This window comes from Actinoplanes sichuanensis, from assembly GCF_033097365.1.
GTDB lineage: Bacteria > Actinomycetota > Actinomycetes > Mycobacteriales > Micromonosporaceae > Actinoplanes > Actinoplanes sichuanensis.
In genome coordinates, this window is the sequence record NZ_AP028461.1 from 8,770,532 (window position 1) to 8,790,765 (window position 20,234).

Sequence of the window (20,234 nt, forward strand, 5' to 3'; positions counted from 1 at the left end):
GGAGGGCGCGGGGAATTACCGCGAGTGGTAGTTGGGGGCTTCGACGGTCATCTGGATGTCGTGCGGGTGGCTCTCCTTGAGGCCGGCCGCCGTGATCCGGATGAGCTGACCGCGCTCCTGCAGGTCGGGGATCGTCTCGGCACCGGCGTAACCCATCGCCAGCCGAACCCCGCCGACCAGCTGGCCGACCACCCGGGAGAGCGGACCCCGGTAGGGCACCTGGCCCTCGACACCCTCCGGAACCAGCTTCTCCTCCGGCACGTCGTGCTGGAAGTAGCGGTCCTTCGAGTAGGACTTGGCCTGGCCCCGCGACTGCATGGCGCCGAGCGAGCCCATCCCCCGGTACGACTTGTACTGCTTGCCGTTCACGAAGATCAGCTCACCGGGGCTCTCCTCCGAGCCGGCCAGCAGACCACCGAGCATCACCGCGTTGGCCCCGGCGACCAGAGCCTTGGCGATGTCACCGCTGTACTGGATACCGCCGTCGCCGATCACCGGGACCCCGGCCGGCTTGCACGCCCGGGCGGCCTCCATGATCGCGGTGATCTGCGGCACGCCGACGCCCGCGACGATCCGGGTGGTGCAGATCGCACCCGGGCCGACACCGACCTTCACCGCGTCGGCACCGGCCTCGACCATCGCCTTGGCGCCCGCGTAGGTGGCCACGTTGCCGCCGACGATGTCGGTGACGGTGTCCTTCTTCAGCCGGGCGATCATGTCGAGCACCTGGCGCTGGTGACCGTGCGAGGTGTCCACGATGATCACGTCGACGCCGGCGTCGATCAGGCCACGGGCCCGCTTGTACGAGTCGTCGCCGACCCCGACCGCGGCGGCGACCCGCAGGCGGCCCTGCTCGTCCTTCGTCGCGTCCGGGTACTGCTCGGACTTCGTGAAGTCCTTCACGGTGATCAGCCCACGGAGCCGGCCCTGCTCGTCGACGAGCGGCAGTTTCTCCACCTTGTGCCGGCGGAGCAGGTCGAGCGCCTCGGACTTGCTCACCCCGACCGGGGCGGTGATCAGCGGCGACTTGGTCATCACGTCACGGACCTTGGTGTCCGCGTCGGTGACGAAGCGCATGTCACGGTTGGTCACTATGCCGACGAGCCTGCCCCCGCCGTCGACGACCGGGACGCCGGAGATGCGGTATTTCGCGCACAGGGCATCGACCTGGCCGAGGGTGTCGTCCGGGCTGCAGGTGATCGGGTTGGTGATCATGCCGGACTCGGACCGCTTGACCAGGTCGACCTGGGCTGCCTGGTCCTCCGCGGAGAGATTGCGGTGCAGCACGCCGATGCCGCCCTCGCGCGCCATGGCGATCGCCATGCGTGCCTCGGTCACCGTGTCCATCGCCGCGGACAGCAGCGGGATCGTGAGCTCGACGTTACGGGTCAGGCGCGTGACCGTGTTCACCCGGCTGGGCACCACGTCCGATTCGCCTGGCTGCAACAGCACATCGTCGAACGTGAGGCCGAGAGGAACGGTGCGAGCGCTGTCAGTTTCCACAGATCATTCCCTAGAGAAGAGGCGGAGTTCATCATCCTACCCATCCCGGGCGGGGCACCCGGGTGGCGGACAGAACGTGCGGGCCAGCACACACGCTCGGGAGGTGAGTACGGTATGGGGGTGCAAGATGAGCCGATCGACCCGTTCAACGGCGACCCGACCGACCCGGCCGCCGGTCTCGACGACCTCAACGAGGACGCCGAGTCCGAACCGCTGACCGAGGACGAGCGGCAGGACGTCCTGGAGGACCTCTCCGACCTGGAGATCTACCAGGCGCTGCTCAGTCCGACGGGCATCCGCGGGCTGGTGATCGAGTGCGAGGACTGCCACGAGCCGCACTACTTCGACTGGGATCTGTTGCGCGGCAACCTGCGTCACCTGCTGAGTAGCGGGCGGCCGCGGGTGCACGAGCCCGCCTACGACCCCGACCCGGACCACTACGTCACGTGGGAGTATGCGCGGGGTTACGCGGACGGCGTCCACGACACCCTCACTGAGGGTAGTGACGACGAGAATTAGAGCCACCGCATTCAGCCCGGCGGTCGCGTTTCGGTCCGGGCAGACAGAAACGCCGCGGCGATTGCCACGGCGCTCTGCGTAGTTCGTACAAAAATCTGGTTATGCGACAAGCCCTGCCCGGAAACCTGCCGCAACCGCGTGTGCCCGGTCTCGGGCGCCGAGTTTGCGGAAGAGACGCCGTGCGTGGGTTTTGACGGTGTCCTCGGAGACGAAGAGTTCGCGGCCGATTTCGGCGTTGCTCTTACCGTCCGCCATCCCGCGCAGCACCTGAAGCTCACGCTCGGTAAGCGTCAGCCGCCGCCCGGCCGGCTGCGCGTCGGTCATGCCGACGCCCGCCTCGTTGCCCGGCCAGGCCACCATCGGCCGGCCGGTCGCCGGGTCGATGGGTGCGTCGCCACGCTGGGCCGGGACCATCGGTGCATTGGGCCCGAGCATGGCCGGGACCGCAGCCGCGTTGTGCACGCCGATGCCGCCCTGCTGATACTGCCCCCGGGCCGCCGGGGAGTTGTTGTTGCGCACACCGCCGGCCACGGTGGCCGGCTGAGCGTTGGCGCCGTTGATCGGCATGCCCTGCGGGCGGACCGGCAACAGTAGTAGGAGCAGCGCCTTGGCTACGACGCTGACCAGGTCATGTTCGACGCCACGGATGACGCCTCGGGCACCGGCGGCGACCGCCGCGGCGGCGACCCGCGGGTCTTCCGCTCCGAAGAGCACCACCTGCGCCTGGGGGGCACGGGCGAGCACACGTCGGGTGAAACCGACGCTGTCGGGCCGGGTCACGGCGGTGTCGGCCAGGACCACTTCGGCGGGCCGTTCCGCCAGTCGGATCATGGCCTCGGTCTCGCTGACCGCTGTCCGGACGACGCCGGTCATGCCGAGCCGGGCCGCGGTGGACGCGACGGTCTGGGCCGCCAGCGGGGTTCGGACGCACACGAGGACGGTACGCACAGTGATCCTCCTTCTCTCTCAGAGGAGATCACGCGAGGGCCGCAGCATTACGCGCTTTAGATGGAAAAAACGGGAAAGAAAGGTATGACTTGCCACCCCTTTGCCATACCGCTCGCGAAGACATCGACATGGTGCGTGTGAGGTTGGTGTTGCCTGGGTACACCGGCAAAAGGCCGGTTCCTGGCCCCTCACGACGAACGCTCCGCGGTGCCGCGCGGGAGGAGGGTGTTGATGTCGAACGTTCGCAGGCTGCCCGGTCCCATCGCCGATCTCTGGGATTGGCAGAGACTGGGGCTCTGCCGGGGCCGGGACAGCGCGCAGTTCTTTCACCCCGACGGCGAACGCGGGTCGTCCCGCAATCGCCGGGAGGCCAAGGCGAAGACCATGTGCGGCGCCTGCCCGGTCCGGGCGGAGTGTGCCGCGCACGCCCTCGCCGTTCGCGAGCCGTACGGAGTATGGGGAGGTTTCAGCGAATCGGAGCGGCTGCGGCTGCTCGCGGTCGGCTGGGAGGATCTGGCGGACCGTCACGGACGGGTCGACCTGCTCCGGCTCGAGGCGCGCCTCGGCCGGCCCCACAAGACGGCGGTGCCCGCACAACGGCAGGCACCAGCGGCCTGACGCCGCCCGGCACGCGGCATCACCACACGGCTTCCGGCACGGTCCTCCAACGAGGACCGTGTCGAGTGGTTCAGCGGTTCTTCAACCGCATTGGTGGACATGCAAGCCACCGTATGAGCGACTTGCTTTCCCGAGTCGGACCGAAAGTGCGGCTTTCAACTACCCGATGTCGAGGGTCACCTGGTGCAGTCCGGTGGCTCCGTCGGGGGCCGGCGGCGCCTCCACGGGGGTCTGAGTCACCCCATCGAGATCGGTCGCACGTACCCGAAGGGTGTGCCGCCCGGCGGAGGCGGCCCAGGTCAGGCTCCACTGCCGCCAGGTGTCCGCGGAAACCGCCTCGGCGAGTCGAGCGGTCTGCCAGGGACCGTCGTCGACCTGCACCTCGACCGTGGCGATCCCTCGATGTGTCGCCCATGCGACTCCGGCCACCGTCACGTCGCCCACCGGTTTCCGGCTCCCGTCGCGGGGGCTGTCGATTCGTGACTGGGTCTTCACCGGGGCCAGTGCCGACCATCCACGCGGCACCCAGTAGGCGTCGAAGTCGGCGAACCGGGTCAGCTCGATCTCGGTGATCCACTTGCAGGCGGAGACGTAGCCGTACAGTCCGGGAACGATCATCCGGGCCGGGAAGCCGTGATCGACCGGCAGCGGCTCGCCGTTCATCCCGATCGCGAGTAGCGCGTCCCGGCCGTCACGCAGCACCGCGGTCGGCGCGCCACAGGTCCAACCGTCCACCGACCGCTGCACCACCTGATCGGCCTCGGGCAGCGGGTCGGCCTCAGCGAGCAGGTCCTTGATCGGGGTGCCGAGCCACAGCGCGTTGCCGATCAGGTCGCCGCCGACCTCGTTGGAGACGCACGCGATCGTCACGTACCGCTCGACCATCGGCCGCTTCAGCAGGTCGGCCCAGGTGATGGTGATCGGGTTGCGAACCATCCCGTGGATCCGCAACTGCCAGGCCTCCGGGTCGACCTGCGGCGTGACCAGGGCGGTGTCGATCCGATAGAAGGACCGGTTGGGGGTGACATAGGGGGTGGTACCGGGCACGTCCACCCCGGTCGGCAGCACCGGGCGGGGCTCGGCGGCCGCGGGCAACGCGACCGATTGCCGGGCCACGGTCACCGCGCGGCGCGAGGTCAGCATCCGGCCGGCGACACCCGCCACCGCGGCGGCCGCGGCGACGATCCCCAGGTCACGGAGAAAACGGCGACGGCTTTCCTCGATCTGGTACGGCTGCCCGGCCCCGTCGTCGATTTCGGCCGCGCCGGCCCGCCCCCGGAGGTGATGAAGCACCAGCACGGCCACCGCCGCACCGACCACCGACGGGATCACCGAGGTGACGCCGGCACCCGGCCGAGTCGCCGCGGCCACCGCTCCGGCCAGTCCGAACAGCACGACCCCGGCGACCGCCGGTGCCCATCGGCGCCGGGCCAGCACACCCACCCCGAAGGCGTAGCCGGCGAGCAGCAGGACCGTACCGACGATCAGGGCGGTCTTGTCGTGCACCCCGAAGACGGCGATGCCGAAGTCCTTGACCGGGGCCGGCACGTGATCGACCACCACGCCGCCGACCGCGACGATCGGGGCCGAGCGCGCCCCGGTCGCGAGGGCGACCAGCTCGGCCACCCCGAGAGCGGCCGCGGCCGCCGCCACTCCGCCGAGCCCGGACCTGATCAACGCCTTCACCCTGCCATCGTCCACGCTGATCGCCGCGGCGGATACCTCCGCGGTCCTTACGGATTCGTGACGTCGCCGTGCCTCAGCCGCCCCGGATCCGGCGCAGCGCACGGGCGAGAACCGATCCGGTGGGCGCGGTCGGCTCCGGTTCCGGCGGGCGGGGGATCCGGTCCGGCTCGCGGGCCGGCATCGGGATCCGCAGCTCCGGCCGGGTCCGTGCGTCCAGGGCGGCCACCAGCGCCGGCCCGTCCGGGTAGAGGGTCGGCTCGACCCGCAGCTGGGCGGCGTCGTGACCGATGAAGATCCGGCCGCCGTCCGGCCAGGCGAGCACGGCCGAGCACTCGTCGAAGAGCACGGTGATCGTCGAGCCCTGTCGGATCAGGCTGAACCCGCGCTCACCGGCGACCAGGCTCGGCGCCGAACCCCCGAGCGCCCGGTAGGTCACCCCGTCGACCAGCGGCACCGACGAGACCGGCGCGTCGACGAACCCGGCCCAGTCGGCCTGGGTCTCCCCCGGTGTCATCAGCAGGCCGTCGGCGTAGGCCTCGGCGGCGACCGTGACCACATCGCCGAGCGTGACCGCGTCCAGCTCGGCCAGCACCTCGTCGAGCTCGCGCACCGGCCGGCCGTCGAGCAGATCGAAGGCCTGGCCGGGCAGCCGTCCCCCGGTGGTGTCGGCCTGCCTGAGTTCCTCGCGGCGCTTGTTGACGACCGCGGTCACCTCGGCCTCGTCGATCATGCCGAGGCGGACCGCGGCCAGGACGTCGATCAACCCGCCGAGTACCGCACCCTGCTTCTCGGGCAGCGAGTCGGCGGCCGCCATGATCACGGCACGGCCGTCGGCCCGAGGTGTGTAGTCGGTCACCACGTTGTAGGAGAGGCCACCCTCCTGCCGCAGCGAGCGGAACATCGACCGGCGCAGCACCTCGGCGAAGACCGCCGCCGGCTCACCGCGGTCGACCACGGCGTCCCAGGCGACCGCGTCCTCGGAGCCGGGGAAGTACGCCGGGCGTACCGGAAGGATCGAAGAAGGCACCGGGGCCGGCTGACGCGTGCCGTCCGGCAGATCGAGCCGCAGGCCGGCGGGTACGCCGGGCCCGGCGATCCAGAGCACCGCGTTGCCCCGATGGAAGTAGCGGGCCACCCAGGCGCGCAGATCGTCGGGGGTGATCGCCGCGAGGCCCCACTCCGGGTAGCTGGCCAGGCCGTAGTCACGGGCGCCGTGCCGCCACAGGGCCAGCCGCCCGGCCGGGCCCTCGCCCCGGGAGTTCTGCTCGGTCCGCAGGATCTCCTTCTCCACGGCGAGCCGCTGCATCGGCAGATCGGCCAGGCCGGCGCAGACGCCGTGCAGGAACGCCACGATGTCGGCCTCGGCGCCCTGCATGTGGAAGACGGTGTGCTCGACACCGGTGGCCCCGTTGAAGTGGTAGTCGGCGACCCCGAGCGAGTGCAGTGCCAGGTGCTCGATCAGGTGTGTGATGCCGCGCCGGGACAGTGACTCGTCGACGAAACCGACCCGGAAGGCGAGGCCGGCGGTCATCGGCCCGGTGGTCGGCGCGATCAGCACCGGTACGCCGTCCACCTCCTGCCGAAGTGTCATGGTGTCCCCTCGTACGCCCAAGCCCGAGCCTCCCGAATCTGCGCATTCACGTCATTGCCGATCTGGTTCCACGGGTACTCCGCGGCCAGGTTGCCGAGCCGGGTGAACGCGGTCGCCGCGGACCGCCGATCGTCGAGCATCGTGAAGATCAGCGCGAACGCGTTCAACGCCTGCACCCAGCCCGGCCCGGTCCGGAACTCCGGATGCCAGATCGACCGGTGCGCCGCCTCGTAGATCTCGGTACGGACCGCGTCGCCCGCCAGATACCGGAAGACGTCCGTGTCGTCGTCGCCGAAGATGTGCTCGACATGCGCGTGGACGACCAGTACCGCGTGCGGCGAACCGGGCGGGGCGGCCAGCATCGCGTCCCGGGCGAACTCGTGCAGCAGCTCCCAGGTGCCGTCCCACTTCGGGCAGGCGGTCTGCAGGAACTGGAGCTGGGCCGGCAGGTGGTGGGGCTGGGCGGCCAGCGCCCGGTCCAGCCGGCGACGCGACTCGGCCAGGCCCAGTTGCAGGCCGCGTGCGGTGAGCAGCCGAGCGGTCCAGATCGCCGGGTCCCTCGGATGGCGGGCGGCCGCGTCGATCAGGACCAGTTCGGCCTTGCGCAACCAGTCGTGGAACATGCGGAACTGCCCGGAACTCACGTGCTCGGCATACCGCCCGGAGCGGATCTCCCAACCGTTGTGGATCAGGTGGTGGCCGAGCAGCGCGGCGGCGGCGGCATCGGTGACGTCGGCGGCGAGCACACCACGGAGGAACTCCTCCAGCCCGGGCTCACCCGCGCAGGCCTGCAGAGCGGCGCTGCGGGCCATCGGCTCCAACTGGTCGAGCAGGGCCCGGCCGCCCGGCCAGTCTCGGCGGTGGAGCGCCGCCCGCAGCCCGGCGATCTCCGGGTACGCGGCCGCCCCGTCGAGCACCACGTCGCTGGATCCGATCATGGCGCGCACTATAGAGCCACTTCACCCGCGGCGGCTGCCCAGTTCCCGTGCGGCGGCCCAGCTGTAGCGGCCGAAGAGGATGCCGAAGACGACCGATCCGCCGAGTGCCAGCAGGTCCTCGCCGCGTGGGTTGCCGGTGCCCGGACCGGCCAGCAACTGGGTCAGGATCCAGACACCACCGCTGACGAAGAAGAGCGCGAGCAGACCGCAGAGGATCGCCGCGACGTATCGCCGCACCACGCCGTCCCGGGGTGCGGGCTCCGGCTGCGGGATCCGGTCGCGGTCGCGGGCCGGCATCTCGATCCGCAGTCGCTCCGGGATTCGGGCGTCCACCTCGCGCACCACCCGGTCGGCGTGCCGATAGAGGGTCGGCTCGACCCGGACCGTCACGGCGTCCTCGCCGATCAGGTGGCGGCCGCCGTCCGGCCAGGCCAGCAGGGCCGCGCACGCGTCCCAGCGGACTGCGGCGACCATGTCGCGGCCGGTCACGCCGATCCCTTCGGAGCCGCTGATCAGCCGTCGGGACCGGTCCCGACGGCCACGATGGACCCGGCCGGCCGGCACGCTGTCGGACATCGCCGGGGCGGCGGTGTACCCGGCCCACTCGGCGGTGCTGCCGGGCGGGGTCATCAGCAGGCCGGCGTCGTACGCCTCCTCGGCGACCCGGGCCACCTCGGCCGCGGTGACCGCCCGCACCTCGGCGAGCGCCTCCTCCAGGGGTTGCACCTCGCGTCCGGCGAGCAGGTTGAACGCCTGGCCGGGCAGGCGTGCGCCACGCGACTCGGACTGGCGCAGGCCCTCGCACGTGAGCTTCACCACGGCGGCCACCTCGTCCGGGTCGATCCGGCCGGCCCGCATCGAGGCCAGCACGTCGACCAGACCGCCGTGGGCGGCTTCCGGCTCCGCCGGCAGCGGCTCGGCGATCGTCAGGATCCGCGCGGTGCCGTCGGCCCGGGGGACGTACTCGGTACGGGTGTGGGTGGTGAGGTCGCGCAGATCGCGGCGGACCCGGCGCTCCAGAACGTTGGCGAAGACCGCCGCACCCGGACTCCGGGCGATCACCGTGTCCCAGCCGACCCCGCCGGTGAACCAGGCCGGTGTGACCGGCAGGGTGGTGGCGACGGACGGTGGCGGCTGCCGCTCGCCGGTCGGGAGATTCAGGCTCAGCCCTTCGGGGACCTCGTCGCCGGCCACCCAGAGCGCCGCATTCTCCCTGGTGAAATAGCGGGCGATCCACTCCCGGAGGTGGTCGGCGGTGAGCCCGGGCAGTGCCCACTCGGGATAGCTGACGACACCGAATCCACGGGCGCCGTGCCGCCACATCGGCAGCGGGTCACGCTCCGGCTGAGCACCCTGGACCAGGTCGCGCACCTCGGCGAGCCGCCCGGTCGGCGGGTCACGCAACGCGTCGCAGACGCCGGTGAGGAATTCGGTGATCTCGGTGGCCGAACCCTGCACGTGGAAGTAGGTGTGTTCCGGCCCGGTCGTCCAGCTCGTCTGTCCGGTCGCGCCGAGACCGTCGGTCACCAGGTGCTCGACCAGGCGGGTGATGCCACGCCGGGCCAGCGGCTCGTCCGCCGTGCCGACCCGGAAGACCAGACCGGCGTGGGCCGGGCCGGTCACCTGCGCGAGCACCGCCGGGATGCCGTCGACCTCCATCCGTCTCATGTGCCGCCTCCCGCCGCCCGCTTCCGATACTTCACGATCACCGATCCCGGGTCACCGAGGTAGTCCCAGGGACGTTCGGAACCGAGATCGCCGAGCTCGGTGAAGAGCGAATCAGCCGCCGGCCGATCGTCGAGCAGCGCGAACGCCATCGCGAACGTGCTCACCACCCGGACCCAGCCGTGGGTGTGCCGGAAGTCGGCATGCCACACCGAGCGGCGGGCCGCCTCGTGCAGATCGGCCCGGACCTGGTCGGCGGTGAGATAGCGGACGCCGGCCTCCAGCCAGTGCTCCAGATGCGCCTCGGCGATCAGCACCGGCCCGAACGACCCGCGCGGTGCGGCCTCGGCGGTCTCCCGGGCGAAGGCGTGCGCCCGCGCCCAGTCACCGCCCGACTTCGGGCACAACTGCTGGAGGAACTGCCACTGTCCGGGCAGGTGGTGCGGGTCGATCTCGGCCAGCCGGGCGTATCGGCGGTGCGCCTCGGACAGACCGAGCCGCAGGCCGCGCGCGGTGATCAGCCGGGCCGTCCAGATCGCCGGGTCGTGCGGGCTGCGGGCGGCGGCGTCGACGAGGAGCCGTTCGGCGGTCACCAGCCCGTCGGTGAACGCGGCCAGCCGTTCCGGGCTGACCTGCTCGGCCCGGGCGCTGGTCCGGATCCGCCAGGCCGCGCCGATCAGGTGCTGACCGAGCAGCGCGGCGGCCGCGCCGTCGCCGGGATCCCCGTCGAGCACGCCGCGCAGGAACGTCTCCAGGCCCGGCTCGGCGAAAGCGATCATGGTGAGTTCGGTGCGCTCGACGGGCTCGGCGGCGTCGAGGACGGCACGGCAGGCCGGCCAGTCCCCGGAGTCCAGGGCATCCCGCAGACCGGTGATCCGCGGGTAGGCGGCCGCCGGGTCCAGAACTGGTTGTCGCGGGAGCATGGCGGGCAGCATAGATCTTCGGTGCGAGCGCCCACTCACGACGGTGGTCCTCGACCGTCCGATCAGGACTCGCGGACGAAGGCGGTACGGAGTTTGTGCAGCCAGATGGTGGAGGCCGGGCTCGGCGCGAGGCTGCCCCACGGGTATTCGCTACCGAAGTCGCCGAGCATCCGGAACATCGACTTGGCCGAGCGCAGATCGCCGCCCAGACTGAACGCCGCCGCGAACGTGTTCAGCACCAGCACCCAGCCGTGGCTGCGGCGGAACTCGGGATGCCACACCGACCGGTTCGCCGCTTCCTTGATCACCGCCTGCACGCCGGCGACCGAGAGCCGGCGCCGGGCGCTGCCCCAGTCGTCATCGGTCGCCTCCTCGATGTGCGCCTCGGCGATGATCATGTGGTTGTGTGCGCCGAACGGGGCGGTGCCGGCCACCCGACCGACGAAGTCCCACACCGCCGGCCACGAGCCGCCCCATTTCGGGCAGAGCTGTTGCAGCAGCTGGAGCTGGCCGGGCAGGTGCTGAGGATCGATCTCGGCCAGCCTGTCGTAGCGGCGGCGGGCCTCGTCCTGACCCAACTCCAGACCTCGGGCGACGGTGAGGCGGATCACCCACAGGGCCGGGTCGTCGGGCCGCCGTTCGGTCGCCGGATACAGCACATGCTCGGCCTGGCGCAGCTTCTCGTGGAACGCCTCGAACTGCTTACGGCTGACGTGCCGGGCCCGGTACGAACTACGGATCTCCCACCCGACGCGGACCAGGTACGAGCCGAGCACGGCGGCGGCGGTGCTGTCCTCGGGGTCCCGGTCGAGTACCTGCCGCAGCAACGGCTCGATGCCGTCGGTGTCCGAAGCGGACCGGATCAGCTCGGTACGCTCCACCGGCTCCGCCGAGTCCAGAACCGCCCGGCAGGCCGCCCAGTCACCGGCACGCAGCCCGGTCCGCAGCGTGGTCAGTTTCGGGTAGGCGGCGGCCGGATCCATCACCGGTGGGCGCAGCAGCATAGCCGCAGCGTAGAACCAGAATCGTCAGGGCACGAGGGGATCGTCGAGCAGATGCTCGAAGGCCAGTTCGGCCGCACCGATCAGGGCCGCGTCCGGGCCCAGCTCAGGGGTACGCAACCGGACGTGCTCACGGCAGGCGGGCAGCCCGACCGCGTTGAGTCGGCTGCGGATCTGTGCCGCCGCGCCGAGGTAGACGTCCCGCAGCGTGCCACCGAAGATCACGACTTCCGGGTTGAAGATGTTCACCAGGTTGCCGACCCCGAACCCGACCCAGTCGCCCACCTGCCGCAACGCGTGCTGGGCCGAACTGTCTCCGCGCATCGCGGCGTCCACCACGGCCAGCACCGCCTCCCGGCCGCTGCGGTCCTCCCGCCCGGCCAGGCGCAGCAGCGCGTGCTCGCCGATCTCGGTCTCCCAGCAGCCCCGGGAGCCACAGCTGCACGTCCGGCCGTACGGGTTGACGACCATGTGGCCGACCTCGCCGCCGTAGCCGCCGTGCCCGTGCACCCGACGTCCACCGGCCACGATCCCGGCCCCGACACCCACGTCGCCGTACAGGTAGATGACGTTGTCCGAGCCGACCGCGGCCCCGCGGGAATGCTCGGCGAGCGCGCACACGTCGGCGTGGTTGCCGACGCTGAGTGGGCCGAACTCCTCCAGCTCGGAACGCAGCGCCGCACCGATCGGTTCGTCCACCCAGCCGATCGTCGGCGCCAGGCGGATCATGCCGTCCTCCAGGCGCACCATCCCGGCCACGGCGACGGCGCTGCCCACGCACCGACCGTCGGCGGGCACGCCGGAGCGCATGGTGCGGACGTAACGGGCCAGCGGGCGGACCGCCTCGCCGGCGCTCATGCCTCGGGGGCGCTCGGTCTCGTACTGCTCCAGGATCCGGCCGCCCAGCCCGACCCGGGCCGCGCGCAGCCGGTCCACCTCGATGCTGAGCGCGTAGGCGTACACCCGCCCGGACTCGGGCCGGACGACCAGTGACGGTCGTCCGGCCCGGCCGGTCTCGCGTGGAGCCGCCTCGCTGACCAGGCCCGCGCCGATCAGGTCGGCGGTGAGCGCGCCGATCGTGCTGCGGTTGAGGCCGAGCCGGGTGGTGAGCTCAGCCCGGGACGTCGCGCCGTGCATGTGCACGTAACGCAGCAACGTACCGAGGTTGTGCTTGCGTACCTCTTCCTGACTCGGGCCGGCCCGCATCAGCGCCCCGCCCTCTGCCCCATCGTCTCCATCGGGCCCTGGTTACCGGTTGCCGGTCGCCGCCGCGCGGCGACGGGCCAGCGCATCGACACCCGCGGCGATGAGCAGGATCACACCGGTGAAGATGTAGCGCGTCCCGGAGGAGAAGTCCATCAGGAACATGCCGTTGTCGATGACCGCGATCACCGCGCCACCGATCACCGCGTGGATGACCTTGCCCTTGCCGCCGAAGAGGCTGGTGCCACCGATGACCGCGGCGCCGACCGAGTAGAGCAGCGTGCTGCTGCCACCGGTGTTCGGGTCCACCGACCCGGCTCGGCTGACCAGCATGATGCCACCGACCGCGGCCATGAACGAGCCGATCACGAAAACCGAGATGCGGATCCGGTCGACCGGGATGCCGGCCCGGCGGGCGGCCTCGGCGTTGCCGCCGACCGCGTAGACGTGCCGGCCGTACGAGGTGCGGCCCAGCACGAACGTCCACAGCACCAGGAAGCCGCCGATCACCGGCGCGGCGATCGGGACGCCCTTGAGCGAGGCGACGTTCGGGTTGATCGCCCGCTCCTGGGTGAGGATCGCGGTGGTGATCAGGAGCAGTGCCGCGATGCCGCCGATCCGGAGCAGGATGATCCCGATCGGCTCGTTGACCAGGCCGCGCCCGGCCCGGCCGCGGTAACGCAGGAACTGGATCAGGGCGAAGACGGCGACCGCACCGATGGCCAGGGCCCAGCTCCAGCCGACCGGAAGGCTGTCCTTGTTCAGCGACTTGATGAAGCCGTCCGGGATCGAGATGTTCTTGCCCTCGCCGAGCAGGTTCAGCAGAACACCCTGGAAGGCGAGGAACGCCGCGAGCGTGACCACGAAGGACGGGATGCCGACCTTCGCCACCAGGAAGCCGAGCACCAGGCCGATCACGGCACCGGCGGCCAGCGACGCGATGAGCGCGACGGGCTCGGAGTAGCTCTTCTCGGTGAGCAGGATCGCCATCACCGCGCCGCAGACGCCCGCCGCGTAACCGGCGGAGAGGTCGATCTCGCCCAGCAGCAGGACGAAGATCAGGCCCATCGCGATCATGGTGAGGCCGGCGGCCTGGTTGAACAGGTTCGCGAAGTTGCCGGCGCTGAAGAACGTCTCCGGCCGGGCGGTACCGAAGATCAGGGTGAGGATGACCAGGCCCAGCACGGCGGGCATGGCGCCGAGGTCACCGCCACGTATCCGGCCCACGTAGTCGCGGAAGTGGCTGGCGACGGTCGGCTTGACTACCTTGACGCCACCGGCGGTCTCGAGGGTCGTGGTCACTTCGAAACTCCCGGCGTGATGTCTGCGAAGTCGGTGGGGTGCTCCGGCGGAAGGCCCAGGTTGCCGCTGCGCCCACCGGTGATCAGCTCAACGACCTGGGCGTGGGTGACGTCGCTCGCCTTCACCTGGGCGGCCATCCGGCCGAGGTAGAGGGCGGCGATCCGGTCCGAGACCGCGAAGACGTCGTTCATGTTGTGCGAGATGAGCACCACGCCGAGACCGTTGTCGGCCAGGCGGCGGACCAGCTCCAGGACCTGGGCGGTCTGTGCCACGCCGAGCGCCGCGGTCGGTTCGTCGAGGATGACGACCCGGCTGTTCCAGAGCACCGCCTTGGCGATCGCCACGGTCTGCCGCTGGCCGCCGGAGAGGCTGGCCACGAGCTGCCGCAGCGACTTCACGGTACGTACCGAGAGGCTGGCGAGGGTCTCGCCGGCCATCTGCTCCATGGTCGGTTCGTCCAGGACGATGCCGCGCTTCTTCTCCCGGCCGAGGAACATGTTCTGGACGATGTCCAGGTTGTCGCAGAGCGCGAGGTCCTGGTAGACGACCTCGATGCCGAGGTCGGCGGCGTCCCGGGGGCTGTGGACCGAGACCTGCTTGCCGTCGAAGGTCACCGTGCCCGCGTCGATGGTGTAGATGCCGCTGATGCACTTGACCAGCGTCGACTTGCCGGCGCCGTTGTCACCGACCAGCGCGGTGACCTCGCCGGGGTAGACGCTGAGGCCGACATTGTGCAGCACCTGGACAGGACCGAAGCTCTTGTCGATCCCGCGCAGTTCCAGTAGGGGTGTCGCGGCCACGGATGTTTCTCCTTCGTTCGGTGACCGACCGGTTCCGTCCGCGGAACCGACTCCGGCGCCGCCCACGTGGTGACGTGGGCGACGCCGTCGTCGAATTCAGCGGGGGGTGCTGAGGATCAGCTGATGCCCGCGTCGGTGCAGGCCTTCGTGAAGGCGGCGGTGCAGAGCTCGGCCTTGGTGACGAAGCCGTCGTCGACGACCGCCTTGACGTTCGCCTTGGTGATCGCCTCCGGCTTGAGCAGCACGGACTTGACGGTGGCCTTCGACTCGGGGTCGGTCACGGTACCGGTGGCCGTGGTCGGGGTCTCACCCTTGGCCAGCGCGATGGCCAGCGCGGCGGCCGCGTCGGCCTCCTTCTTGATCGCCTTGTAGACGGTCATGCACTGGTCGCCCGCGAGGATGTTCTGCAGGCCCTGAACGGTGGCGTCCTGGCCGGTGACCGGGACGGTGCCGTTCAGCTTGTTCTTCTTCAGGACCTCGATGGCCGCGTTGCCGAGGCCGTCGTTCGCGGCGAGCACGCCGGCGATCTTGTTGTCCTTGGTGAGCTGCTGCTCGAAGATCGTGCCGCCCTTGGCGTTGTCCCAGTCCGGAACCGCGTCGTCCGGGCCCTTGGTGTACTCGCCCGAGTCGAACTTCGGCTTGAGAACCGAGTCGTAGCCCTCCTTGAACAGGGTGGCGTTGTTGTCGGTGGGCGAACCGTTGAGGTAGGAGACGACCGGCTTGGTCACCTTCTTCTCGGTGAGGCAGTCCACCAGGCCCTGGCCCTGCAGCTTGCCGACCTCGACGTTGTCGAAGGAGACGTAGTAGTCGGCGCCGCCGCTCAGCGTGAGACGGTCGTAGTCGATCGTGTTGATGCCCGCCTTCTTGGCGTTCTCCAGCACGTTCTTGCCGGTGCCGGAGTCCAGGTTGACGATCATCAGGACCTTGACGCCGCTCTGGATCATGCCGTCGGCGATGGTCTGGAACGAGGCCTTGTCGCCCTGGGCGTTCTTGATGTCGGCCTTGACGCCCGCGGCGTTGAACGCGTCGGTGAGGTACTTCAGGTCCGCCGTCTCCCAGCGGGCCGAGCTCTTGGTATCGGGCAGGATCACGCCGACCGTGGCGCCGCCGCCCGAGGAGCCGGTGCCGGTGCCGGAGTTGCTCTCGGTGCCGCAGGCGGACAGGCTTCCCGTGGCCAGCAGGCCGGCCGCGGCAAGGGCGAACATTCCCTTACGCATCCCTATATGTCCTTTCGGGGGGTAAATCCGGAGCCTTGTTCGGATTTGTCAGGACAAGCAGCGCCTGGGAGAACCACTGCTGAGCCATGACGCCGATGGATCAGGTACCGGTTTGTTGTGCCCGGCAACGTATTCCCATGGTGGCGGAGAACACAAGCGGCAACGACGGTCTATCTCGTAACGAGGGATAACAATCCGGCAACATGGCCGTTCCCCGAGGTCGCGGCAGGGTTGCCGGATTCGCCTGGCGTTCCGCACAAAGTAACGCTAAGTAGTTTCAGCCTAAGAAGTTGGCGGAAACCAGAAGAACAGACTTTTATCCACCCGTACTAGGATGCGCCCGCCCGGATCGGGGCGACGATCGCGCTGGTCAGCCGGATCAGGTCGGCGGGGGCGAGCGACACCTGCAGTCCGCGACGGCCGGCCGACACATACATCAGGTCGAGCCCGGCCGCCGTGTCGTCGATCACGGTGGGGAGTCGCTTGCGCTGTCCGAGCGGGCTGATCCCGCCCCGGACATAACCGCTGCTGCGCTCCGCGGCGGCCCGGTCGGCCAACGCGGCCCGCTTGCCGCCCGCGGCCGATGCCAACGCCTTCAGGTCCAGGTCGCCGGTGACCGGCACGACACCGACCACGAGACCGCCGTCCACCTCGGCCACCAGGGTCTTGAACAGCCGCTCCGGCGCGACACCCAGGGCCTCGGCGACCAGGGCGCCGTAGTTGGGGGCGTCCGGCGACACCTCGTACGGATGCAGGGCGTGCGCCACCCGCTCGGTGGTCAGCAGCACGGTCGCCGGCGTTCCGGCCGCCTTCTTGGCCATGCGCGGAAAACTACCTCGCGGCAGACTTCCGCTTGTCGTCGCCGTGCCGGGAACTACATCGCCGCCGTGGTGATCAAGGCGACAGGGGCGCCCTCCACCCGGGTCAACACCAATCCGGCGGTGTTCGGCCCGGACAACCGGAGGTCTTTGCGCAGCTGGTCGGGCACCAGCGCGGAGCCGCGCTTGCGAATCTCCAGGACACCGACGCCACGCTCGCGCAACAGCGCACGCAGCCGTTTCAGTGAGAACGGCAGTACCTCGGTGACCCCGAGCCGGCGAGCGAACGGCGTGTCCACCGGGTCGTCGGTGTAAACGTAGGCGATCTCCGGGTCGGCCAGCCGGCCGCCGATCGACTCGGCGAACTCTGCCACCAGATGCGAGCGGACCACCGCCGGGTCCGGGTCGTAGATCCAGGCACCAATTGGGCCGACCGCCGCGGTTTTGTTGCCGGACCCGGTCAAACCGACGTCCGGGCCGAGCAGCGTGGCCCGCCGGGGCGCCTCGGCGAGCGGGCCGCACCAGAACGCGGCCTCGACGAGGTCGCCGCCGACGCTCACCCACTCCCCTTCGGCGCCCGGCGGGAGCAGCGCGTGATCGATGCCCGGCGCGAGTTTCAGCACCGTGCGCGGGGTCCGCCCGGGCAGCCCGGCGATGAAGTCCCAGGGCGGGGAGTAGGCCTTCGGGTCGAACACCCGGCCGCGACCGACCTGGCGGCGGGCCGGGTCGGCGAAGACCGCGTCGTACCGCTCGACCGGGACCGTGGTGGCGTCGGCGCAGGCCACGGTGATCCGGTCGGCGAGCCCGGCCGCCTCCGCGTTCGCGGTCGCCATCGCCGCGGTGACCGGGTCGGCGTCCACGGCGTACACGGTGATGCCCCGCCGGGCCGCGGCGAGCGCGTCCGAACCCAGCCCGCAGCCCAGGTCGGCCAGCGTCTCGACACCCGCCGCGGCGAGCCGCGCGGCCCGTCGATCGGCGACCACGGCTCGGGTCGCCTGCTCCAGGCCGGCCCGGGTGAAGAACATCCCGGCAGCGTCCGGGCCGAACTTCATCGCGGCGCGCTCGCGCAAACTAGCCTGGGTCAAGGCGGCCGCGGAGAGCTCCGCGCCGAAGCCCCGGGCCCGCAGGGCCGAGGCCGCGGCGAGCGGCTCACCGCCGGTCACCTCAGCCGCCGCGGCCAGGGCTTTCAACCCTTCAGGGGTACGCAACAGTTGCAACAACTCGGGGGTCACGAGAGGCATTCTCCCTGGCGTGACAGGTTGGCACTCTGGTTGACGGAGTGCTAGTTCCGGCATAGTCTCCGGTTAGCACTCTCGACATGAGGGTGCCAGCCGCCCGGGTCCTCCGTGGCGGTTAGGCACCAGGCGGACCGGCACCCGCGACGACGGCCCCGCCCGGTGGCATGAGGCATTGACCGGCCTGGTTCATGGCCGGCGAAACCTGTACCCAGGAGGGTATGCCCGTGACTACCGCGACCAAGGTTGCGATCAAGCCGCTCGAGGACCGCATCGTGGTCCAGGCGAACGAGGCTGAGACCACGACCGCTTCCGGCATCGTGATCCCCGACACCGCCAAGGAGAAGCCCCAGGAGGGCACCGTCCTCGCCGTCGGCCCCGGCCGGATCGACGACAAGGGCAACCGCGTCCCGCTCGACGTGAAGGTCGGCGACGTCGTCCTCTACTCGAAGTACGGCGGCACCGAGGTCAAGTACGCCGGCGAGGAGTACCTGGTGCTCTCCGCCCGCGACGTCCTCGCGGTCATCGAGAAGTAAGACCAACTGATTGCGCTTGCGCCCTGTTCCGATAGCTCGGGGCAGGGCGCTGGTGCGTGAAGGGACCATTCATGGCGAAGATCCTCAGCTTCTCAGACAGCGCCCGGCACCTCCTGGAGCACGGCGTCAACACCCTCGCCGACACGGTCAAGGTCACCCTCGGTCCGCGCGGTCGTAACGTCGTTCTGGACAAGAAGTTCGGCGCGCCCACGATCACCAACGACGGCGTCACCATCGCCAAGGAGATCGAGCTCACCGACCCGTACGAGAACCTCGGCGCCCAGCTGGTCAAGGAGGTGGCGACCAAGACCAACGACGTCGCCGGCGACGGGACCACCACGGCGACCGTGCTCGCGCAGGCGCTGGTCCGCGAGGGCCTGCGCAACGTGACCGCCGGCGCCAACCCGATCGGTCTCAAGCGCGGCATGGACCAGGCCTCCGTGGTCGTGTCCAAGGCTCTGCTGGCCAAGGCAGTCGAGGTCGCCGACCACAAGGCGATCGCCAACGTGGCCACCATCTCGGCCCAGGACGCGAACATCGGCGAGCTGATCGCCGACGCGATGGACCGGGTCGGCCGCGACGGTGTCATCACCGTGGAGGAGGGCTCGGCGCTGCACACCGAGCTCGACGTGACCGAGGGTCTCCAGTTCGACAAGGGCTTCATCTCGCCGAACTTCGTGACCGACGCCGAGGCGCAGGAGGCGGTGCTGGAGGACGCGCACATCCTCCTCACCACCCAGAAGATCTCCAGCATCGAGGAGCTGCTCCCGCTGCTGGAGAAGGTGCTGCAGACCGGCAAGCCGCTGCTGATCGTCGCGGAGGACGTCGAGGGCCAGGCCCTGTCCACCCTGGTGGTCAACTCGCTGCGCAAGACCATCAAGGTCGTCGCGGTGAAGGCGCCCGGTTTCGGTGACCGCCGCAAGGCGATCCTGCAGGACCTCGCGATCGCGACCGGTGGCGAGCTGATCGCCCCCGAGCTCGGTTACAAGCTCGACCAGGTCGGCCTCGAGTCGCTGGGCAGCGCCCGGCGGATCGTCGTCGACAAGGAGAACACCACCATCGTCGACGGTGGCGGCAACTCCTCCGACGTCGCCGACCGGGTCTCGCAGATCCGCAAGGAGATCGAGGCGTCCGACTCCGACTGGGACCGCGAGAAGCTTTCGGAGCGGCTGGCCAAGCTCTCCGGCGGCATCGCGGTGATCAAGGTCGGTGCCGCGACCGAGGTCGAGATGAAGGAGCGCAAGCACCGCATCGAGGACGCCATCGCGGCGACCAAGGCGGCCGTCGAGGAGGGCACCGTCCCGGGTGGCGGCGCCGCTCTCGCCCAGGTCGCCAAGGAGCTCGAGGGTAACCTCGGCCTCACCGGCGAGGAGGCGCTCGGCGTCGGCATCGTCCGCAAGGCGCTCGTCGAGCCGCTGCGCTGGATCGCTCAGAACGCCGGTCACGACGGTTACGTCGTGGTGGGCAAGGTCAACGAGCTGGGCTGGGGCCACGGCCTCAACGCCGCCACCGACGAGTACGTCGACCTGGCCGCGGCCGGCATCATCGACCCGGTGAAGGTGACCCGTAACGCGGTCGCCAACGCCGTCTCGATCGCCGGGCTCCTGCTGACCACCGAGAGCCTCGTGGTGGAGAAGCCGGCCGAGGCCGCTCCGGCCGCCGCCGGTGGCCACGGCCACAGCCACGGCGGTCACGGGCACGGCCACCAGCACGGTCCGGGCTTCTGATCGG

The 20,234-nt window shown here is 70.4% G+C and carries 18 protein-coding genes; 4 read left to right on the forward strand and 14 right to left on the reverse strand.

The features are described 5' to 3' along the window. Window positions 1-15: 15 nt before the first annotated feature. A complete protein-coding gene (guaB, locus tag Q0Z83_RS40180) occupies window positions 16-1,503 on the reverse strand; it encodes an IMP dehydrogenase (RefSeq protein WP_317788621.1) in 1,488 nt (495 codons plus the stop codon). A 120-nt stretch (window positions 1,504-1,623) separates the two neighbouring features. On the opposite strand from guaB, the gene Q0Z83_RS40185 reads away from it, so the two are divergent. Continuing rightward, window positions 1,624-2,022: a DUF5319 domain-containing protein gene (locus Q0Z83_RS40185; RefSeq protein WP_317797247.1), complete on the forward strand. Its 399-nt coding sequence runs from the start codon at window positions 1,624-1,626 to the stop codon at window positions 2,020-2,022. A gap of 99 nt (window positions 2,023-2,121) precedes the next feature. Here the strand turns inward: Q0Z83_RS40185 and Q0Z83_RS40190 are convergent, their stop codons facing one another. After that, complete coding sequence (locus tag Q0Z83_RS40190) at window positions 2,122-2,970, reverse strand: response regulator transcription factor (RefSeq protein WP_093618693.1); 849 nt, start codon at window positions 2,968-2,970, stop codon at window positions 2,122-2,124. Window positions 2,971-3,201: 231 nt separating this feature from the next. On the opposite strand from Q0Z83_RS40190, the gene Q0Z83_RS40195 reads away from it, so the two are divergent. Next, a complete protein-coding gene (locus tag Q0Z83_RS40195; RefSeq protein ID WP_317788622.1) occupies window positions 3,202-3,588 on the forward strand; it encodes a WhiB family transcriptional regulator in 387 nt (128 codons plus the stop codon). A gap of 159 nt (window positions 3,589-3,747) precedes the next feature. Here Q0Z83_RS40195 and Q0Z83_RS40200 read toward each other — a convergent pair whose 3' ends face one another. The 12 genes from Q0Z83_RS40200 to Q0Z83_RS40255 all read right to left on the reverse strand — a co-directional run bounded on the left by Q0Z83_RS40200 (window position 3,748) and on the right by Q0Z83_RS40255 (window position 17,973). After that, window positions 3,748-5,274 carry a molybdopterin-dependent oxidoreductase gene (locus tag Q0Z83_RS40200; RefSeq protein ID WP_317788623.1) on the reverse strand — a complete coding sequence of 509 codons (1,527 nt, stop codon included), beginning with the start codon at window positions 5,272-5,274 and terminating at the stop codon, window positions 3,748-3,750. A 73-nt stretch (window positions 5,275-5,347) separates the two neighbouring features. After that, window positions 5,348-6,865 carry a M16 family metallopeptidase gene (locus tag Q0Z83_RS40205; protein WP_317788624.1) on the reverse strand — a complete coding sequence of 506 codons (1,518 nt, stop codon included), beginning with the start codon at window positions 6,863-6,865 and terminating at the stop codon, window positions 5,348-5,350. After that, window positions 6,862-7,803, reverse strand: coding sequence for an MBL fold metallo-hydrolase (locus Q0Z83_RS40210; protein ID WP_317788625.1), 942 nt, complete (start codon window positions 7,801-7,803; stop codon window positions 6,862-6,864). Before Q0Z83_RS40210 ends, Q0Z83_RS40205 begins: the two co-directional genes overlap by 4 nt. A gap of 21 nt (window positions 7,804-7,824) precedes the next feature. Next, window positions 7,825-9,471, reverse strand: a complete 1,647-nt coding sequence (locus tag Q0Z83_RS40215) for a peptidase M16 family protein (RefSeq protein WP_317788626.1) — start codon at window positions 9,469-9,471, stop codon at window positions 7,825-7,827. Then, entirely contained in the window at window positions 9,468-10,391 is a 924-nt protein-coding gene (locus tag Q0Z83_RS40220) for a hypothetical protein (RefSeq protein ID WP_317788627.1), read from the reverse strand. The genes Q0Z83_RS40215 and Q0Z83_RS40220 overlap by 4 nt, the downstream gene beginning before the upstream one ends. A gap of 62 nt (window positions 10,392-10,453) precedes the next feature. Then, complete coding sequence (locus Q0Z83_RS40225) at window positions 10,454-11,395, reverse strand: tetratricopeptide repeat protein (protein WP_317788628.1); 942 nt, start codon at window positions 11,393-11,395, stop codon at window positions 10,454-10,456. A 24-nt stretch (window positions 11,396-11,419) separates the two neighbouring features. After that, the gene (locus Q0Z83_RS40230; protein WP_317788629.1) at window positions 11,420-12,598 is read right to left on the reverse strand and encodes an ROK family transcriptional regulator; all 1,179 of its coding nucleotides are present in this window, start codon (window positions 12,596-12,598) and stop codon (window positions 11,420-11,422) included. Window positions 12,599-12,640: 42 nt separating this feature from the next. Next, the gene (locus Q0Z83_RS40235) at window positions 12,641-13,897 is read right to left on the reverse strand and encodes a sugar ABC transporter permease (RefSeq protein ID WP_317788630.1); all 1,257 of its coding nucleotides are present in this window, start codon (window positions 13,895-13,897) and stop codon (window positions 12,641-12,643) included. Beyond that, window positions 13,894-14,697: an ATP-binding cassette domain-containing protein gene (locus tag Q0Z83_RS40240; RefSeq protein WP_317788632.1), complete on the reverse strand. Its 804-nt coding sequence runs from the start codon at window positions 14,695-14,697 to the stop codon at window positions 13,894-13,896. The genes Q0Z83_RS40235 and Q0Z83_RS40240 overlap by 4 nt, the downstream gene beginning before the upstream one ends. Window positions 14,698-14,813: 116 nt before the next feature. Next, window positions 14,814-15,914, reverse strand: coding sequence for a sugar ABC transporter substrate-binding protein (locus tag Q0Z83_RS40245; protein WP_317788634.1), 1,101 nt, complete (start codon window positions 15,912-15,914; stop codon window positions 14,814-14,816). A gap of 329 nt (window positions 15,915-16,243) precedes the next feature. Beyond that, a complete protein-coding gene (gene ybaK, locus Q0Z83_RS40250) occupies window positions 16,244-16,735 on the reverse strand; it encodes a Cys-tRNA(Pro) deacylase (RefSeq protein WP_317788636.1) in 492 nt (163 codons plus the stop codon). A gap of 53 nt (window positions 16,736-16,788) precedes the next feature. Continuing rightward, entirely contained in the window at window positions 16,789-17,973 is a 1,185-nt protein-coding gene (locus Q0Z83_RS40255) for a class I SAM-dependent methyltransferase (RefSeq protein ID WP_317788637.1), read from the reverse strand. A gap of 215 nt (window positions 17,974-18,188) precedes the next feature. On the opposite strand from Q0Z83_RS40255, the gene groES reads away from it, so the two are divergent. Continuing rightward, the gene (gene groES / locus Q0Z83_RS40260) at window positions 18,189-18,503 is read left to right on the forward strand and encodes a co-chaperone GroES (RefSeq protein WP_014440794.1); all 315 of its coding nucleotides are present in this window, start codon (window positions 18,189-18,191) and stop codon (window positions 18,501-18,503) included. 71 nt (window positions 18,504-18,574) lie between these two features. After that, window positions 18,575-20,230: a chaperonin GroEL gene (groL, locus tag Q0Z83_RS40265; protein WP_317788640.1), complete on the forward strand. Its 1,656-nt coding sequence runs from the start codon at window positions 18,575-18,577 to the stop codon at window positions 20,228-20,230. Window positions 20,231-20,234: the final 4 nt, after the last annotated feature.

Excerpts from the sequence above, each read along its gene's own strand:
- Q0Z83_RS40245 (WP_317788634.1), bottom strand. The coding sequence starts at position 15,914 with ATGCGTAAGGGAATGTTCGCCCTTGCCGCGGCCGGCCTGCTGGCCACG.
- ybaK (WP_317788636.1), bottom strand. The coding sequence starts at position 16,735 with ATGGCCAAGAAGGCGGCCGGAACGCCGGCGACCGTGCTGCTGACCACC.
- Q0Z83_RS40210 (WP_317788625.1), bottom strand. The coding sequence starts at position 7,803 with ATGATCGGATCCAGCGACGTGGTGCTCGACGGGGCGGCCGCGTACCCG.
- groL (WP_317788640.1), top strand. The coding sequence starts at position 18,575 with ATGGCGAAGATCCTCAGCTTCTCAGACAGCGCCCGGCACCTCCTGGAG.
- Q0Z83_RS40205 (WP_317788624.1), bottom strand. The coding sequence starts at position 6,865 with ATGACACTTCGGCAGGAGGTGGACGGCGTACCGGTGCTGATCGCGCCG.
- Q0Z83_RS40230 (WP_317788629.1), bottom strand. The coding sequence starts at position 12,598 with ATGCGGGCCGGCCCGAGTCAGGAAGAGGTACGCAAGCACAACCTCGGT.
- Q0Z83_RS40225 (WP_317788628.1), bottom strand. The coding sequence starts at position 11,395 with ATGCTGCTGCGCCCACCGGTGATGGATCCGGCCGCCGCCTACCCGAAA.
- Q0Z83_RS40215 (WP_317788626.1), bottom strand. The coding sequence starts at position 9,471 with ATGAGACGGATGGAGGTCGACGGCATCCCGGCGGTGCTCGCGCAGGTG.
- Q0Z83_RS40220 (WP_317788627.1), bottom strand. The coding sequence starts at position 10,391 with ATGCTCCCGCGACAACCAGTTCTGGACCCGGCGGCCGCCTACCCGCGG.
- Q0Z83_RS40195 (WP_317788622.1), top strand. The coding sequence starts at position 3,202 with ATGTCGAACGTTCGCAGGCTGCCCGGTCCCATCGCCGATCTCTGGGAT.
- groES (WP_014440794.1), top strand. The coding sequence starts at position 18,189 with ATGCCCGTGACTACCGCGACCAAGGTTGCGATCAAGCCGCTCGAGGAC.
- Q0Z83_RS40255 (WP_317788637.1), bottom strand. The coding sequence starts at position 17,973 with ATGCCTCTCGTGACCCCCGAGTTGTTGCAACTGTTGCGTACCCCTGAA.